10 protein-coding genes and 1 pseudogene are annotated in these 16742 nt (G+C 40.9%); 6 read left to right on the top strand and 5 right to left on the bottom strand.

Annotated features, from left to right (window positions below):
• Positions 1 to 30: 30 nt before the first annotated feature.
• The gene (gene rnpA, locus JMY06_RS01370) at positions 31 to 405 is read right to left on the bottom strand and encodes a ribonuclease P protein component (protein ID WP_201528454.1); all 375 of its coding nucleotides are present in this window, start codon (positions 403 to 405) and stop codon (positions 31 to 33) included.
• A 183-nt stretch (positions 406 to 588) separates the two neighbouring features.
• Complete coding sequence (gene rpmH, locus JMY06_RS01365) at positions 589 to 723, bottom strand: 50S ribosomal protein L34 (RefSeq protein WP_007394757.1); 135 nt, start codon at positions 721 to 723, stop codon at positions 589 to 591.
• A gap of 669 nt (positions 724 to 1392) precedes the next feature.
• Between rpmH and dnaA the strand changes: the two genes are divergently transcribed.
• The 5 genes from dnaA to JMY06_RS01340 all read left to right on the top strand — a co-directional run bounded on the left by dnaA (position 1393) and on the right by JMY06_RS01340 (position 9742).
• The gene (gene dnaA, locus JMY06_RS01360) at positions 1393 to 2853 is read left to right on the top strand and encodes a chromosomal replication initiator protein DnaA (RefSeq protein WP_201615620.1); all 1461 of its coding nucleotides are present in this window, start codon (positions 1393 to 1395) and stop codon (positions 2851 to 2853) included.
• 180 nt (positions 2854 to 3033) lie between these two features.
• Complete coding sequence (dnaN, locus tag JMY06_RS01355) at positions 3034 to 4209, top strand: DNA polymerase III subunit beta (RefSeq protein ID WP_201615619.1); 1176 nt, start codon at positions 3034 to 3036, stop codon at positions 4207 to 4209.
• A 119-nt stretch (positions 4210 to 4328) separates the two neighbouring features.
• Positions 4329 to 5525 carry a DNA replication/repair protein RecF gene (recF, locus tag JMY06_RS01350; RefSeq protein ID WP_201615618.1) on the top strand — a complete coding sequence of 399 codons (1197 nt, stop codon included), beginning with the start codon at positions 4329 to 4331 and terminating at the stop codon, positions 5523 to 5525.
• Between the two features lie 567 nt (positions 5526 to 6092).
• Positions 6093 to 8726: a DNA topoisomerase (ATP-hydrolyzing) subunit B gene (gene gyrB / locus JMY06_RS01345; protein WP_413786877.1), complete on the top strand. Its 2634-nt coding sequence runs from the start codon at positions 6093 to 6095 to the stop codon at positions 8724 to 8726.
• 350 nt (positions 8727 to 9076) lie between these two features.
• The gene (locus tag JMY06_RS01340; protein WP_201528462.1) at positions 9077 to 9742 is read left to right on the top strand and encodes a trimeric intracellular cation channel family protein; all 666 of its coding nucleotides are present in this window, start codon (positions 9077 to 9079) and stop codon (positions 9740 to 9742) included.
• A gap of 159 nt (positions 9743 to 9901) precedes the next feature.
• Here JMY06_RS01340 and rlmF read toward each other — a convergent pair whose 3' ends face one another.
• Entirely contained in the window at positions 9902 to 10933 is a 1032-nt protein-coding gene (rlmF, locus tag JMY06_RS01335; RefSeq protein WP_201615617.1) for a 23S rRNA (adenine(1618)-N(6))-methyltransferase RlmF, read from the bottom strand.
• A gap of 333 nt (positions 10934 to 11266) precedes the next feature.
• On the opposite strand from rlmF, the pseudogene JMY06_RS01330 reads away from it, so the two are divergent.
• A pseudogene (locus JMY06_RS01330) lies at positions 11267 to 12055 on the top strand (crotonase/enoyl-CoA hydratase family protein).
• Positions 12056 to 12093: 38 nt separating this feature from the next.
• Here the strand turns inward: JMY06_RS01330 and JMY06_RS01325 are convergent.
• Entirely contained in the window at positions 12094 to 13431 is a 1338-nt protein-coding gene (locus JMY06_RS01325; protein ID WP_201528466.1) for a reverse transcriptase domain-containing protein, read from the bottom strand.
• Positions 13432 to 14589: 1158 nt separating this feature from the next.
• Complete coding sequence (locus JMY06_RS01320; RefSeq protein ID WP_265087850.1) at positions 14590 to 16464, bottom strand: BCCT family transporter; 1875 nt, start codon at positions 16462 to 16464, stop codon at positions 14590 to 14592.
• Between the last annotated feature and the right edge of the window lie 278 nt (positions 16465 to 16742).

The raw sequence follows: 16742 nt of genomic DNA, 5'->3' as shown, positions 1-16742 counted from the left end.
ATAATTAATATATCTTTAATATTTTTCATTTTATTTTTTTTCTATCTTTTTAAAAATATTATTTATTTGATTACTTAGTTCTTTATTACTTAATCCTTTTACAGAATTTTTAATAATAAAAACAACATCTTTGTTTTCTAATTTAGAAGCTTGCAAGCGAAAGTTTTCACGTATTTGGCGTTTAATTAAATTACGGGTAACCGCAGTAGGCACCTTTCGTTTAGTAAGGGCCATTCCTATCCGCGGCTGGTCACACGTATTGCTACGTACAAAGGCCATCAGATGTCTTTGATGCAACTTGCGGTCAGGTGCATCAAAGACCTCACGAAAGGCCGCTGACGTTAGCAGACGCTGCGCTTTGGTGAAACATGCAGTAGTAGATATAGGTGTGAGAGTGTTGGACATAATACAACCTGAAATCAGAGTTGATGAGAAGAAGAATAGGTTAAGTTCAGCAAAATATAGCGACAAAAAAAGCGCCGATTTGGGCGCTTTTGATATTATATGGTTAGGTGGCAGTTGTGGTCAATGCTTTATAAAAATAGATAACTGCGTTCCATAGATATCGTATGTTACCGATAAGTCAAACTATACGGTAAGACGATGGCGACCTTTAGCGCGGCGACGTGCTAAAACTTGACGGCCTTTTTTTGTTGCCATACGAGCACGGAAACCGTGAGTACGCTTGCGTTTGATGACGCTTGGTTGGAATGTACGTTTCATAACTCACCTATCAAATAATGGACTAAATTCGTAATAACGCAGGATTATACCATTGCAACTGATTTTAGTCAATAAACTAATTTGGTGTTGTTCTTGTCGCTGATAATGATTGCCGTCAATTGGCTGGGATTCTCGTTATCTAATTTTAATATTGAGAGTCGTACAGTCTTGATCAGTAACATCATTTTTGATAATCATTTTATTGCAATTATGAGACTTAATTCGTATTTAATTTTTGCTCATTATGATAAAAATAAATTTGATATCTGCTTTGTTTTTTAAAGTTATCCACAGAAATAGCTGTTTTCAATAATAATAATGATTTATATATATAGAGATATTGTTGTTGTTGGGAGGCCTATTATCTATGGATAAGTCGTTTTTTACTAGTTAAATCAGAACTTTGGACTATGGGTAACCCTGTGGATAACCTGTGTATAGAATATGGATAAGTTTTTATTTAAACTTATCCCCAAAAATATCCACAGGGTTGTCCACAGAAAACAGGATGTTATCCACAGGGTATTGTGATAGATTAGCGCCCAGTTCGAAATACAGTTTATATTAATGATATTTGTGGGCAAAGTAAGTTTTAGAGCTTTTGCTTACTGCTTAAATATAAGCGTTACGATAGATCAATCACTTTAGGTTATAAGGTTATAATTCTCCATGATAGATACTGCCACACTTTGGGATAAATGCTTAGAGGACTTGCGTTACAGCGTTAAAGACAACGTTTTTACTATGTGGTTAAGACCGTTGTCAGCGCACCAAGAAGCGCAGACACTCATCGTTCGCGCTCCCAATGATTATTTCGTCTCATATATAAAAAAGAACCATTTACATGATATCGAGCAGCTGGTAGCTAAGCACAGTCAAGGTAATATCGAAGCAGTCGTGGTTCGGGTTGATAATGCCAGCCATAGTGCTTATCTGGAACCTGAAGCTACAGACCGTAATACTCAAGCATCTGGCACTTTATTTGGCGAGACCCTATTTCCTGAAGATAGCGGTAATCCCTCCCCTCCCCCCAGGTCCCAAACCAGTAGTATTGGCGTTAATAGTGAGGCGAAGCAGGCCGCCCTTGCCGATGCGGCTGACGCCAGATCGTTAAGCTATCTGAATCCAGACTTTACTTTTGAGACTTTTGTCACAGGTAAATCAAATAATTTGGCTTATAAAGCCTGTTATGAGCTTAGTAAACCGCAATCAAAAAATCGTCACAATCCTTTATTTATATATGGCTCTTCAGGTTTGGGAAAAACTCATTTAATGCATTCTGTAGCAAATCGCTATTCAAAAAATAATAGAAGTTTTTATTATTTCACTTCTGAAAAATTTATTAATCAATTAGTATATTCATTAAGAAATAATAAAATAGAAGACTTTAAAAAGAAAATAAAAAAAGTAGATTTACTAATTGTAGATGATATTCATGTATTAGCAGGCAAAACCAAAAGTAGTAATGAATTTTTAACTTTATTTGCTGATTTTACTAGTGGTGATAAACAACTTATTTTGGCGTCAGATCGCCATCCATCACAAATGACTGAATTCGATGAACGCTTTCGCTCACGCTTTTCTTGGGGTTTGACAGTTGCGGTTGAACCGCCTGAAATTGACACCCGTGTGCAAATCTTGCAAAAGAAAGCAGCATGGTTCGGAATGACGTTACCAAAAGATTGCGCATTATTCATCGCACAAAATGTGGTCTCTAACGTCAGGCGTTTAGAAGGCGCATTAAACCAAGTATTTGCTAATGCCAACTTAACAGGTGCACCGATTACGCTGGAAATGGTGCAATATGCGTTAAAAGACATTGTTGCTATGCGCGTTCAAGCAATTAATATGGACAATATCCGTAAAATAGTTGCAGAATATTATGATGTATCGGTCAAAGATATTATGGGACGCAAACGTACACGCAGTATTGCTAGACCCCGCCAAATAGCGATGGCATTATCGCGTGAGCTAACCGGTGATAGCTTTCCAAATATCGGTCAGTCATTCGGCGGTCGCGATCATACGACGGTGATGCATGCTTGTGATAAGGTGGCGCAACTGCGCGCAGAAGATCCTGCCTTTGATAAGGATTACAAGTCGTTAGCAATGATGCTGCAAGCAGCCTAGCTAATAGCAGTCACAAAGTGTCTTAGTGGATAAATATGGTTTATAATGATTTAAAATAAAATAGGGCTAAATATTAGCTATTGGACTAATAATTACCGATATAATTTAATTTTTTTATAAAAATACTGTATTAATATCAAGATACTGAATTAATAGTCATTCAAATAAGAGTAACCCAGCATGCAATTATCGCTTAGTCGAGAGTCGTTATTAAAAGCCATTAACTTGATCGCCAAGGCCGCCGACAAGCGCCACAATATGGTGATTTTAGGTAATATCAAGCTGCAGCTGACTGAGTCTGAGCTTATTTTGACCGCTTCTGACTTAGAAGTGGAGCTAACCTCGATACTAAAATTGCCAGCTGGCGCTTGTATAGAAGCAGGTTCGCTTACTTTACCAGCGATAAAGTTAAAAGACATTTGCAGGTCATTACCGGCGCAGGCACAATTGAACCTTGCCAGCCAAGAAAATGAGCGTTGTTTGCTCACCAGTGGCAAGAGCCGCTTTACCTTAGGGACTTTGCCAAGCGAGGACTATCCAAGCTTAGGTAATCCTGAGAACATCACTGCATTGACTATTGACCGTAGCCGTCTTACGGATTTGATTCACAAAACCCAGTTTGCAATGGCGATTCAAGATGTCCGCTATTATCTAACGGGGATGCTGTTTGACGTGTCTCAGCAGCAACTAACTACGGTTGCTACCGATGGCCATCGATTGGCCTTAGCCCGTAGTGTGATTGATGTTAGCGCTGACTTAAATATGCAAGCTATTTTACCGCGTAAAGCGGTGATTGAGCTTGAGCGTTTAGCAACTGAGCTGGGTAAAATGCTCGGCGAACAAGACAATCTAGTGACTCTAAGCTTTGGCCGTGAATTTTTACAGGTTAGCTTACCGTTTGGTGATGCGGATAGCACAGGGCAAGTGAGCCAGGACTTAATGGTTACGTTTACCGCGCGTCTTATTGATGGCAAGTTCCCTGATTACCGCCGCGTTATGCCCAGTAATACTGATAAATTAGCGCTGTTTAATCAAGAAAAAATGACTGACGTGCTACGCCGTGTGGCTATTTTAAGTAATGAGAAGTCTCGCGGAGTAGTGTTTAATTTTGCTAGCGATGGTATGGTTGAAGTACGTGCCAATAACGCTGAGCAAGATGAAGCGGTTGAGATGATTCAAGCTAAATATCAAGGCGAGCCGATGGAGCTGTCGTTCAATGCGGCTTATTTGCAAGACGTGCTCGGTGTTATCCAAGGCGATTTACAAATGCATATGAGTCAGTCTAATGCTTCGGTATTGGTGAATCAGCTTAATGATGAATTTTATCAATATGTCATCATGCCAATGCGTATATAGTGATTAGTATTTATTACTAAAGCCACTTAACTGAGCTATTTAATTAGAGCTAGTTCCACTTAATTAAAGCAACTTATTCATGCGATGATAGACAATAGAAACGGGCGGTTGTAAGTATTATGATTGAACGTCTACAAGTCTCGCATTTGCGTAATCTCAGCCAAGTCAATATGCAAGCCGCTGCCTGTAATGTCGTTATCGGGGCGAATGGTAGTGGTAAAACCTCTTTGTTAGAGGCGATATTCTTATTATCACGTGGTAAAAGCTTTCGCCATAGCCAGCCCAAACGCTATGTACAGCATCATCAGCCAGCAGCAACAGTGCATGCCAAGCTTAGCGATGGCAGCACTTTAGCCATTCAAAAACAAGCGGATGCTACGACTGTTCTACGCCTTAATCAAAGCACGGTTTATAATCAAAGTATCCTCACAGAACAACTGCCTACCTTACTCATCGACCCCTCTACCATGGACATGTTAGAGCAGGGCAGTGCCAGCCGTCGCCAGTTATTAGATTGGTTAGTGTTTCACATGAAACAAGGCTTTCACCCGCAATGGGTCGCTTATCAGCGTCTGCTCAAACAACGCAACAGTCTCCTGAAACAAACCAAGCATCTGTCGCAAAGCCAGCAAGCTGAGCTAAAGTCATGGGATAAGGGTTTGGCCAACCATGCGGCTTTAATTCATCATTATCGCCAACGTATCTTTGAGGCCTGGCAGCCTTATTTTGCCCAAAGTATCGCCCAGCTACTACCTACTTATGCGCAGCAATTGAGCTTAAGCTATAGTCCTGGTTATGATGTCAGCATTCCTTTTGATGAACAACTACAAGAGCGTTTAACCCAAGATTTGCAATTGGGCTATACCCGTATTGGCAGCCACCGTGCTGATGTTCATGTGCATTGGCGCTCTAATAGTAACGCTCATAATGTTACTGACAACGATGTTAATACTAAGCTACCGGCTCTAAAAGAGCAGGCGGCGAATGTACTGTCGCGTGGCGAAAAGAAGCTATTAATTACCGCGCTACGTTTATCGCAATTACCTTTATTGCTCAGTAGCTTAGATATAGCATCAGAGATAACAGATGCCTCGAAAATTACCAATCAAGCAAACACTACGCCTGTGGTTTTGCTAGACGATATCACCGCAGAACTCGATGACAGAGCGTTAGAGATTCTATTAGCAACCTTATCAAAGCTGCCTTGTCAGGTATTTATAACCAGTTTGACGGATGATATTGTGCCTTTAATTAATAAGTATTGGTCAGCGCCGAATATGTTTCACATGAAACAAGGTATGCTTTCTGCTTATTAGTTTGATGCTTTATAGTAGTAAGCACTTTCTTACTAGCATTCATTTTCTCCTAGCCACACTTTATATTTTCTAAGCCAAACTAACTATCTTTTCCTTCCTATCTCCATTAATCCATGTCCGCCAAGCCTATGTTTTCTATCACATCTAACGATATTTTCTTTATTCTAGCTAACCGCGTTAGTCTGCACAAACCCACCAGTGAACAGTGACTTAGAGGCAAAAAAATGCTAAAATAAGGCTTTGTTTTCGTCCTATTTACAGTAAGTTATCTAATTGCTTTATAGCTATTTTTATTCACAGTTATGAAGCGCCAAGTGGTTGATAACGCAGTGTTTTATTCAATAGTCATCTATTCAACAACGTCTACAACAAAACGACGGTAATGATTAGTTTGATAAGACAATGACGTTCATTTTTTTATATACTTCCATTAGGTTTCAATTAGAGATATTAACCCTGATATCTTAAGTCTAAGATAACGTCATTATGCCGCACTGTAGTGGTGTGCGCCTGATAAATAGCTGATTATGGCTTGATTAAGGAATACCTATGAGTGATTCACTACCTATCGACAACGAGCAGCTGATAGCAGATAGCACAGCTCAGACGCTTGCCTCTGATGTTGTTACTGAAAGCAACCAGTCCGATTATAGCTCCAAAGATATTCGCGTATTACGCGGACTTGAGGCAGTGCGCGTGCGCCCAGGGATGTATATTGGCGATACTGATGATGGTACCGGTCTGCATCACATGGTGTTTGAGGTGGTGGATAACTCTATCGATGAGGCGCTCGCGGGTCACTGTGATCGAATCGATATCGTTATTCATGATGATGAGTCGGTGAGTGTCAGCGATAACGGTCGCGGTGTACCCGTGGATATCCATCCAGAAGAGGGTGTATCAGCCGCGCAGGTCATCATGACCGTACTGCATGCGGGTGGTAAGTTCGATGACAACAGCTATAAAGTGTCAGGCGGTCTGCATGGTGTCGGCGTCTCAGTGGTCAATGCGCTGTCTAAAAAGCTTGAGATGAACATCTGGCGCGAAGGCTATCATTATCAGCAGACTTATACTGATGGCGTGCCTGATGGTGATATTCAGCCGATGGAAGCGACCGATAAAACCGGTACTCAAATTCGTTTTTATCCTAGCACTGATGTGTTTACCGGTACGGTTTTTGAATATGATATTTTAGCCAAACGTTTACGCGAGCTGTCCTTTTTAAACTCCGGCGTGCGCATAATTTTAACTGATGAGCGTATTGATAAGCGTCATGAGTTTGAACATAAAGGCGGTTTGTCAGAATTTGTCAGCTACATTAATGCCGGTAAAGAGGGCGTCAATGACGTGTTTCATTTTGTCAGTGAACAAGCTGATGGAATCAGTGTCGAAGTGGCATTACAATGGACCGATACTTATAACGAAAAAGTGCTGTGTTTTACTAATAATATTCCGCAAAGGGATGGTGGAGCCCATTTATCCGGCTTTCGCTCAGCATTAACCCGCTGTTTGAACAGCTATATGGACCGCGAAAATTTATTTAAAAAAGAGAAGATCGTCGCTACCGGTGATGATGCGCGTGAAGGCTTAACGGCGATTGTTTCCGTTAAAGTACCTGATCCTAAGTTCTCGAGCCAAACCAAAGATAAGCTGGTATCAAGCGAAGTAAAACCGGCTGTTGAATCAGCCATGCACGATAAATTTAATGATTATTTGCAAGAAAACCCCAGTGCAGGTAAAGCGATCGCTGGCAAGATTATCGATGCGGCACGGGCACGTGATGCGGCGCGTAAAGCGCGTGAGATGACCCGTCGTAAGACCACTTTAGATATCGCGGGTCTACCGGGTAAGCTTGCCGATTGCCAAGAAAAAGATCCCGCTTTATCGGAGCTATATATTGTGGAAGGGGACTCTGCTGGCGGTTCAGCCAAGCAAGGCCGTAGCCGTAAGACCCAAGCGATTTTGCCATTAAAAGGTAAAATTCTTAACGTTGAGCGTGCGCGTTTTGACAAGATGTTATCGTCTGCAGAAGTCGGTAACCTGATTACTGCGCTTGGCTGTGGTATCGGGCCTGATGAATACAACCCTGATAAAGTACGTTATCATAAAATCATTATCATGACCGATGCGGACGTCGATGGTTCGCACATTCGAACCTTGCTATTAACTTTCTTCTTCCGCCAAACGCCTGAGCTGATTGAGCGTGGTTATATTTATATTGCCCAGCCACCACTTTATAAAGTGAAAAAGGGTCGTCAAGAGCTGTATTTAAAAGACGATGAAGCGCTAAAAGCTTATCTATTATCGTCAACGATTGATAATACTAAGCTGCATGTCAGTGCTGATGCGCCTGCGATTACCGGACAAGCGTTAGAGACGCTGCTGAATGATTATAACCAAACCCAGCTCATCAAAGCGCGTTTGCAAATTCGTTATCCTGCGGTGTTGCTAGATGCGTTAACACATACGCCAAAGCTGACAACTGACATGACTTACGACAAGCCGACGATGCAAGCTTGGAGAGACACTTTACAAACTCAGCTTGACCACTTCGGCAGTGATTTGTACCCTGAGATTGAACTGGTTAATATCCATGCGCCTACGCCTAAGGTTATTGATGCCGTAACTGCAGATTTGCTTGGTATGAAGCCGCAACCCGAGAATCAGCCACAAGCTGAAGTCGATACTGATGGAGAGGTTAGCTCTATTTCTGAAGCTGAAAATAGCGAAATGCTATCGACTAAAGCGCAGTGGCTACCACGCATAACCGTTTATGTGCATCAATTAGCGCATAACTATCTGCTTGATGCCAGCTTTATCAATTCAGGTGAATACGCGCGTCTGTTGCGCTTATCAGCGGAATGGAACACCCTGTTAGAAGACAGTGCCTTTATCCGCCGCGATAGCACCAGCGCTAGTAAAGACATCCCAGTACGTGATTTTGATTTCTTGTGGCAGCAAATGATGTTAGAGGCGCGTCGTGGTTTGGCCGTTCAGCGCTATAAAGGACTGGGCGAGATGAACGCCGATCAGCTTTGGGATACGACTATGGATCCTGAAAACCGTCGTATGCTACGCGTGACGATTGAAGATGCTATCGCCGCTGACCATATGTTCACTTGCCTAATGGGCGATGATGTCGAACCGCGCCGTATCTTTATTGAAGAGAACGCGCTGACGGTTTCTAATTTAGACATCTAACAATCAGAGTTTTTCCAATTATAAAAAAACCGCTTTGGTTACCAAAGCGGTTTTTTTTGTTTCACGTGAAACTTAATATCATAATTAACTATAATAAATGGAAAGGTAAATGAGAGCATGCCTAGTCATCACGGCAGTAACTGCTGGTTTTGGACTGTTTGGGGTTTAGTTAGGCTGGCGCTTCAGCACTTGGTTACAGGACAAAGCCGAGATATTAGGCAGTATCGATATTAGATGACTTAATATTAAGGGGTATTGAACTTTCGACCACGGCACTGACAGAGACTATTTTTTAGAGTTAACACCCCCATATCGTTTAATAATAATTACGATATTAATGAGACTCGCCCATGTTGGCTATCGCATTGGACCCTGCAGCACTGATCACCACTTTTGATCCGCGCTCTTTGATATATTTGTTTGATATGATTGGCATTGTGGCTTGTAGTATTTCGGGCACGATACTGGCCAAACATAAAAACTTTGATGTATTCGGCTGCTTGTTGGTATCTGTAGTCACTGCTATTGGTGGCGGCACGGTACGCGATGTGATTTTGGATCGTCATCCGCTATTTTGGATGGAGGATATGAACTACCTTACCGTCATCACCATATCTTCATTGTTGATGCAAATATTTTTTCATCCTAGCTCAAGACGAGTAGATAGGTTCCTCAAACTTTCCGATACTATAGGTCTGTCAGCATTTACTTTAATCGGTGTCAAGGTTGCCGATAGCATGGGCGAAAATGTACCCGTGGCATTACTGTTAGGGGTGATTACCATTGTGGTAGGCGGCATTATTCGCGATATGATCTGCAACGAGATTCCGCTAGTACTGCAGCAAGAAATTTATATCTCCGCAGCTTTAACTGGCGGTGCTCTCTACTTTGTACTGCAGAATTTGGGCATAACAGATTGGGTCGCTGATATCTCAGTTATGAGTACGATTTTTACCATACGCATGTTGGCTATTCGCTACGATTGGCAATTTCCAACCCTTGAATGGAAGTATTAAAGGTGGCTAACTCTAAATGAAATGAGGGCGTGTTATTTATTTAAGCACTATCTCTAATGCTATAATTAAAAAACACCGCTTTGGCAACCAAAGCGGTGTTTTTGTTTCACGTGGAACTTTAACTAATACTGTTTCTTTAAACATTGCTGATTGTAGATATTACTCTTCATTAGTATCGAAACGCCATGCTAATACACGGGTATTTTTTTGACCTTGGCTCATCTCAATGATTCGCATTTGCGCGACATCAAGCTGCTTTAATAACAGCTGCAACGGTTTAATATTTTCAGACTTAGATACTAAGGTTGTAAACCAGCCAACGTGCTCTGCGAAGTCTTGACTCTCTTTTGCCATCTTAGTCAAAAAGGCAATCTCGCCGCCTTCGCTCCACAACTCTTTATGCTGACCACCAAAATTTAGGTTTTGCTTGGCATCGCCAGATTTAGATAAGCTTTGATTGACCTTGTCATTCTTAGCACGGTGCTTCTGTAGATTGTTTTGCTTACGGCTATTGGCTTCCATAGCTTCTTCAAGAGAGGCATGAAAGGGAGGGTTGCAAATAACCACATCAAAATAATCTTGGCGACCGATAATATTCGTAAAAATATGCTTTGGCTGGGGCTGCAATTTTACTTTAACCGCGCTTTTTAATTTGGGATTTGCTTCGCAAATAAGAGCTGCGGTATTAACCGATACTGGATCAATATCACTCGCAGTAAAGCGCCAGCCGTAGCTTTGGCTACCGATAATTGGGTAAATTGCGCTGGCACCGGTACCAATATCTAGGGCATGAATTTGCTTACCCGTAGGCGGGGTATTGTCTTCATTAATATGCGTGGTCTGCGCGAGCAGGTCAGCAACATAATGAATGTAATCTGCGCGTCCTGGAATCGGTGGACACAAATAACCTTCTGGGATATCCCAAAACTTGACACCATAATAATGAACCAACAGCGCCTGATTGAGCACGCGCACGGCTTGATGGTCAGAGAAATTAATAGTGGGCTCGCCATTAGGATTGGTAATGGTGTGGCCTGCAAGCTCAGGTAAAGCGCGGGTTAACACCTCAAAGTCATAACGACCTTGGTGCGGATTGCGTGGATGCAGCTTGCCTAGTTTTTTAGCGGTAGCGGGAGATCTGTTTCTATGTTTACTGGCGCTGGGGTGACTGGTCATGGGCTTACTTGTCATAGTGGGAAGCTTACGATGTGTGGATATAACAGGCAAGTGTAGCAGATTTAGCGCTCTACCATTTGGATATCGTTGGGTTATAAAAGTAATATTAATAGCGTCAGTTCTAAATACAGGCTTTAGGATAAGTGTCGTGGCTGGTAAAAATTTATATGCTTGCTGTACGTGGTTCCAGAGGCTGCATAAATTTTACCAGCCACTGTGCCACATGTCTGAATACTATAAAATTAAAGTAGTCTCGATATGGTATAAAGCGGATTGCGTTGTGCGGCATGGCTGGCTATATTGAAAGAGCCGCTATCAAATTATTAAAAAGCCTAAAAGGATAACGCTATGACCCCTATAAATAACCGTATCACTTATGAAGTTCAAGATTATGTCTGCCTGATTGGGCTGAATCGTGTGGACAAGCGCAATGCTTTCGATAGCCATATGATAGCGCAACTGTCTGATGCGCTTACTCGTTACGATAACGACGACAATCTACGCTGTGCGCTCATCTTCGCCCATGGTGAGCATTTCACTGCTGGGCTGGACTTTGATGGAGCTACAGGATAAATGGGACAAAGGCGCGTTTGAGTTTAACGATAGTCAAATCGATCCATGGGGAATTGGTGGTAAATTGCGCACGAAACCTATCGTCGTTGCGGTACAAGGAACTTGTTTTACCGCTGGGATTGAGCTGATGTTAAATAGTGATGTGGTCATTGCTAGCGGTAACTGCAACTTTGCGCAAATGGAAGTCCAACGCGGTATCATGCCGTTTGGCGGGGCGACCGTACGCTTTGTACAAGCCGCTGGTTGGCAAAAAGCCATGCCGTATTTATTAACTGGCAAAGCATTCGATGCGCAAACGGCGGATAAGCTTAACTTAGTTAGTGAAGTCGTTGTTTGCGCATCGAATATGAGCGTGCGTTGACTATTGCGCAAGAAATTTGCCAGTCGGCACCGCTTGGCGTGCAAGCGCTACTATCCTCGGCACAAGATGCCAGTCGTAATGGCACAAGCGTAGCATTGGCGAATATTCATAGCTATCTGCCACCTTTATTTCATTCGGAGGATGCTAAAGAAGGGGTGATGGCGATGGTTGAGAGACGGGCGGCTGAGTTCAGGGGGAGGTAGGACTATCTAAATGGATATTAAATAAAGAGGGTAATCAGTTATTTAACACCAAAAAAGAACATTCTCTTATTTGCTGAACCGATATCTTCAAAATCTATATTTAGATTATCTGTAATCAGTTTTTTTCTTACCTCTTTAGATTCCTCTAAAAGATGTTTTTTAAATGCTTGACCATTATAAGCTAAGTCTTCACTGTAATAATTAGTATATCCTGAGATAAGTCTATCAAAGTAAGTGTCAAGCTTAGCGTAGCTTGCTTTCTTCTTTAACTTTCGTTTAACTCTAGACATCGTATTAAAGCTATGGATTCTTTCTTTAGCAATATCAAAAACTATTTTAGGTATTTGAAGCGTATAAGACTCTTTACTATGATAGTAAATTACATCAAAACCTAAATAAGTAAAACTCTGATTGCTACCGTAAATCTTAGTTTTCTGAACACCTTCTGATTTTTCAATATCTAGCTCCATAGCTTTTAAAAGCTTGCGAACCTCATCTTTTAAATTTGCTATTCTACTATATGAATTATCAAAAATCAGGAAGTCATCAGCATAGCGTATGTATGGAACGTCGTTTTTAACCATTAAGTTATCAAACTCATGTAAATACATTGAAGAGCATAATGATGATATAGGCATGCCTTGACGAATACCTTTGCCTTTGATCTGATTCAAATATTTTTTTATCAAGCCTCTATGGTTTAGGTCTCCGTATTTTACATTTGCTTCACAGTAAACGAAGCTTTTAAAAATTGCGATTAGTTCCTTGTCTTCGCTTAAGCCAATAAATTCTTTTTTAAACTTTGCTATAGCGAGTTCACGATTAATATTATCAAAAAACTTTACGATATCTGCTTTAACTACATATTTATATTTGTTTCGATACTCTATAGCGTCATCTAGAGCTTTTCGTATACCAGAAATTTTTATTGTTGTTGACTTAGGTTTATCATCAATACTCTCTATAACTTTCTCATGAAAGCTAGAATTCAAAGCGTGGTCATATTGGCAAAATTTTCTATAAATTTTCTTGTAATTGTTTTTAAGGTATTTAAGAAATAATCTTTGGAGGATTCTATCTTGCACAGAGGGAACACAAACTAGACGGGTATTATCTATCGTCATAGTATTGTATTTAAGACCAGTTATTTTAGGAAGGATGATAGGTGTTAGGTCATCACAATCGTATTTCAATTGCGATATCTTATGACAAATAGTGGTTAGAGTATTCTCATTAAAGTTATCTAAATAATCGTTAACTGTGATGTAGTCAATATGGTAGGAGTTGTCTGCTTTCGACCTGTTTTTAGCAAGTTGAGTGAGACTGGTTTTAAAATTCTTATGAACGTAGGATGAAAATTTAACCTTAGCAGTCATGACAGTCTCCCTTGCTTCTAATCAAACAAACCTTTTACAAAAATATAGTTATTCAGCTTTATAGGCAAAATAAGCAACTTATGTAAAAGGTCTAATTACTAGACTATCATGACGAAGGCAAATTGCTGCACCGCATCTATGAGTCAGCTTACTAAAGAAGTGAACGAGTTCGCCACTTAGTGATACCGTACGCTTGGCGCTGTACGCTACATAGCTGTCATATGGTGTGACAAGCTCATTAATAATAACTTTACAATCTATTAAATTGTTGACGTTATTTAGAGCAACTCTCACCAAAAATGCGATTTTCTTACGGAGTATTTCACTGTTATATAATAACACAAATGCGTGTGAAAATGTTATTAATATTGCTACAAATATGTATAATTCTATAGCAAGAGGTGCTGTTGGCGATAATGCGCTGTTTATCAGTACCGCTCTTTCAAGCCATAAAAGAGGCTCAATGAGTTTATTTAACAGGAAAGCTGTGTTCGATATATTCACCATGTCATCACCACTTGATGTTGTTTCGTCCTTTTGAGTGTGAGGCAGCAAGGGCAAAAGTGCTGCACCGCATCTATGAGCCAGCTTACTAAAGCAGTGAACGAGTTCGCCACTTAGTGATACCGTACGCTTGGCGCTGTACGCTACATAGCTGTCATATGGTGTGACAAGCTCATTAATAATGACTTTACAATTTGTTAAATTGTTGACGTTATTTAGAGCTAACTGGATAATACCATTTAAGGTTAGTATTTAGTAATATTAAAAGTGGAAATTATATATAAGAGTATGCGGGTTGTGGCTTTAGCCAAGCTATGTAATGCTGTCGAGAGATAATTTATATCATGCTTTATTTATTAGGATTAGCTCCCTTCACCACTATTTATTCCACAGTAACCAAAGCACTAATCTAAGTAATAAGCAAAATAGTCACGAATAATCTTAATTCTAACTGCCATTATCTCACCTAAACTTATTAAAATAGGTCACCAACTTTATCTATTGATGGCCACCGATTTATGACAACCGTAGCCGCTACCCCACAATCAAGATTGTTATTCAGCACATCCAAACCATTCATCATAAATCCACATAAAAAAAAAGGCTGAGTTAGCAAACGTAACTCAGCCTATTAATTCTCTGAGAAAACCTTAATTACTTCTTGTTTTCAGCATTGTCATTCTCAGCATTTTCAGTATCTTCTCGCATTTGCTCCCATTCCTCATTTTGTTGTAATACTGATCCTTCTAGCGATTCTGAAGTTTCACCTTCTTCCCACGGTGCCGTATTGGCCAACTCTTCGATATGAATGGTTTTCAGGTAATAGTCAGGTTGATAATACAGATCATAGCGAGCAGCTTTAATCACGGATACCATCATCATAGATAAGATGATAATGAGAGGGGCACCAGCGATGATAGAGGCGGTCTGCAAGGTTTGTAGGTCTCCTAGGAACATCAAAATAGCAGGTAATAAACATAAAGTGAATGCCCAAAATAGACGATTCCAACGATGGGGCTCGTCATCGACTTCTACTTGCACAACGGAGGCCAAGATGTAAGAGATGGAGTCGAATGTCGTTGCGGTAAAGATGAGCGCTAAAAAGGTAAATACGGCGACGACTAAATAAGACATCGGTAGGCTATTTAAGATGGCAAAGATGGCCGCAGTGGGCGACTCATTATTTAATATAGCAACCACATCTACCGTGCCAGTCAATTGCAGGTATAACCCATAATTCCCTAAGATAATCATAAACATCGCACAGCCAAGCGAGCCATAGAACATCGACCCCACGACCATATTACGAATAGTACGTCCCCTAGATATTTTGGCAATAAACAGCCCGATCGTTGGCGCAAATACCAACCACCAAGCCCAATAAAAAACAGTCCAATCCTGAGGAAAGGTCGTATGTGCAAAGCCGAAACTCTGGAAGTCTTTAAAGGGTTCAATATAGGTCATCATACGCGGCATTTCTGTAATAGACCGCCCGAGAGCTTCTAAACCGGTATTCAAAATAAATACGGTGGGACCTACAATCAAAATAAATAATAGGAATACAACGGCCAAATAAAAATTAATATTTGAGAGTTTTTGAATGCCTCCTTTTAGCCCCTGATAAGCACTATAAGCAAAAATCATCGTGGTAATCAATAAGACGACAATCTGCATGGTGATATTACGAGGTAAACCAAATAGGTTATATAACCCTTCATTGATGAGTGGGGATGCGAGACCCAGCGTGGTGGCGCCGCCGCCAACCATACCAAAGATAAACAGCACATCCAGCATTTTGGCCCAGTTACTGCCAGCAAGCTTTTCTCCCAATAACGGCATTAAGGTTTGGCTGACTTTGAGTACAGGCGTCTCACGTACATAATAAAAATAAGCCATAGGGACGGCTGGTACTAGATAAATTGCCCAAGCCACAGGCCCCCAGTGAAACATACCGTAGGTGGTTGCCCAGCGGATGGAATCTGGTGATCCGCCTGCTAAGTTAAAAGGGGGGCTTTGATAATAATACGCCCACTCAATCAACCCCCAGTATAGAATACTGGCACCAATACCGCCGCAAAACATCATGGACGCCCAAGAGGCATTGGAGAACTCAGGGGTTTCTTCTGGACGACCTAATTTTATCTTACCAATATCAGAGAACACAATGTAAATAAAGAACAGCATGGCAAGGACACCAAAGGCTAAGTAGGCAAAGCCAAAGTTATCTCCTACAAAAGCTCGAGCGGTCCCCACCCAAGCTTTGCCCTCATCAGGGAAGAGGATCAAAGGGATAGCGATGCTAAAAAGTATCACTAGCACCATGCCAAAGGTAAATTTATCTATACGGGTATCTGGCACGTGATCGGGCTTACGTTGAGGTATTTCCATACCGACATTAAAGGTACCCAAACGCGGCGGCTTATGATGCTTTGACTTGGTTGTTGTATAATCTGGCAGGGGTTTTTTTGAGAATGATCTGGCACTTTTATTCGTTTTTTGTCCATCTCGATTGTTACCAGAGCTATCCATCTTACTCTCCTATTTTAAAGTTTAAATTCAAAATTACAGCAATAAATGGGCGAGACTAGTTGGTCTTATATCAACTCCATTGGTTATTTCAATTGAAAATGAGTGATTGTTTTTTATTTAATCAGCATAGTTAGTTTACTATTTTTTACGAAAAGTTATTAGACTTTAACTATCCCTCTTTATCTAAACCAAAATAACCATTAATAATCGTACATCTAACCGCCATCACCCCACCTAAACTTGTTAAAATAGGTCACCAAATTATTTATTGATGGACA

The sequence above is a fragment of the Psychrobacter urativorans genome, assembly GCF_904846675.1.
In the GTDB taxonomy this organism is placed as follows: Bacteria; Pseudomonadota; Gammaproteobacteria; order Pseudomonadales; family Moraxellaceae; genus Psychrobacter; species Psychrobacter urativorans_B.
The sequence above is the reverse complement of the archived record's forward strand: the minus strand, read 5'-3'. Positions and strand labels throughout refer to the sequence as shown.

Excerpts from the sequence above, each read along its gene's own strand:
- JMY06_RS01320 (WP_265087850.1), bottom strand. The coding sequence starts at position 16,464 with ATGGATAGCTCTGGTAACAATCGAGATGGACAAAAAACGAATAAAAGT.
- JMY06_RS01325 (WP_201528466.1), bottom strand. The coding sequence starts at position 13,431 with ATGACTGCTAAGGTTAAATTTTCATCCTACGTTCATAAGAATTTTAAA.
- rpmH (WP_007394757.1), bottom strand. The coding sequence starts at position 723 with ATGAAACGTACATTCCAACCAAGCGTCATCAAACGCAAGCGTACTCAC.
- dnaN (WP_201615619.1), top strand. The coding sequence starts at position 3,034 with ATGCAATTATCGCTTAGTCGAGAGTCGTTATTAAAAGCCATTAACTTG.
- rnpA (WP_201528454.1), bottom strand. The coding sequence starts at position 405 with ATGTCCAACACTCTCACACCTATATCTACTACTGCATGTTTCACCAAA.
- rlmF (WP_201615617.1), bottom strand. The coding sequence starts at position 10,933 with ATGACAAGTAAGCCCATGACCAGTCACCCCAGCGCCAGTAAACATAGA.
- recF (WP_201615618.1), top strand. The coding sequence starts at position 4,329 with ATGATTGAACGTCTACAAGTCTCGCATTTGCGTAATCTCAGCCAAGTC.
- dnaA (WP_201615620.1), top strand. The coding sequence starts at position 1,393 with ATGATAGATACTGCCACACTTTGGGATAAATGCTTAGAGGACTTGCGT.
- JMY06_RS01340 (WP_201528462.1), top strand. The coding sequence starts at position 9,077 with ATGTTGGCTATCGCATTGGACCCTGCAGCACTGATCACCACTTTTGAT.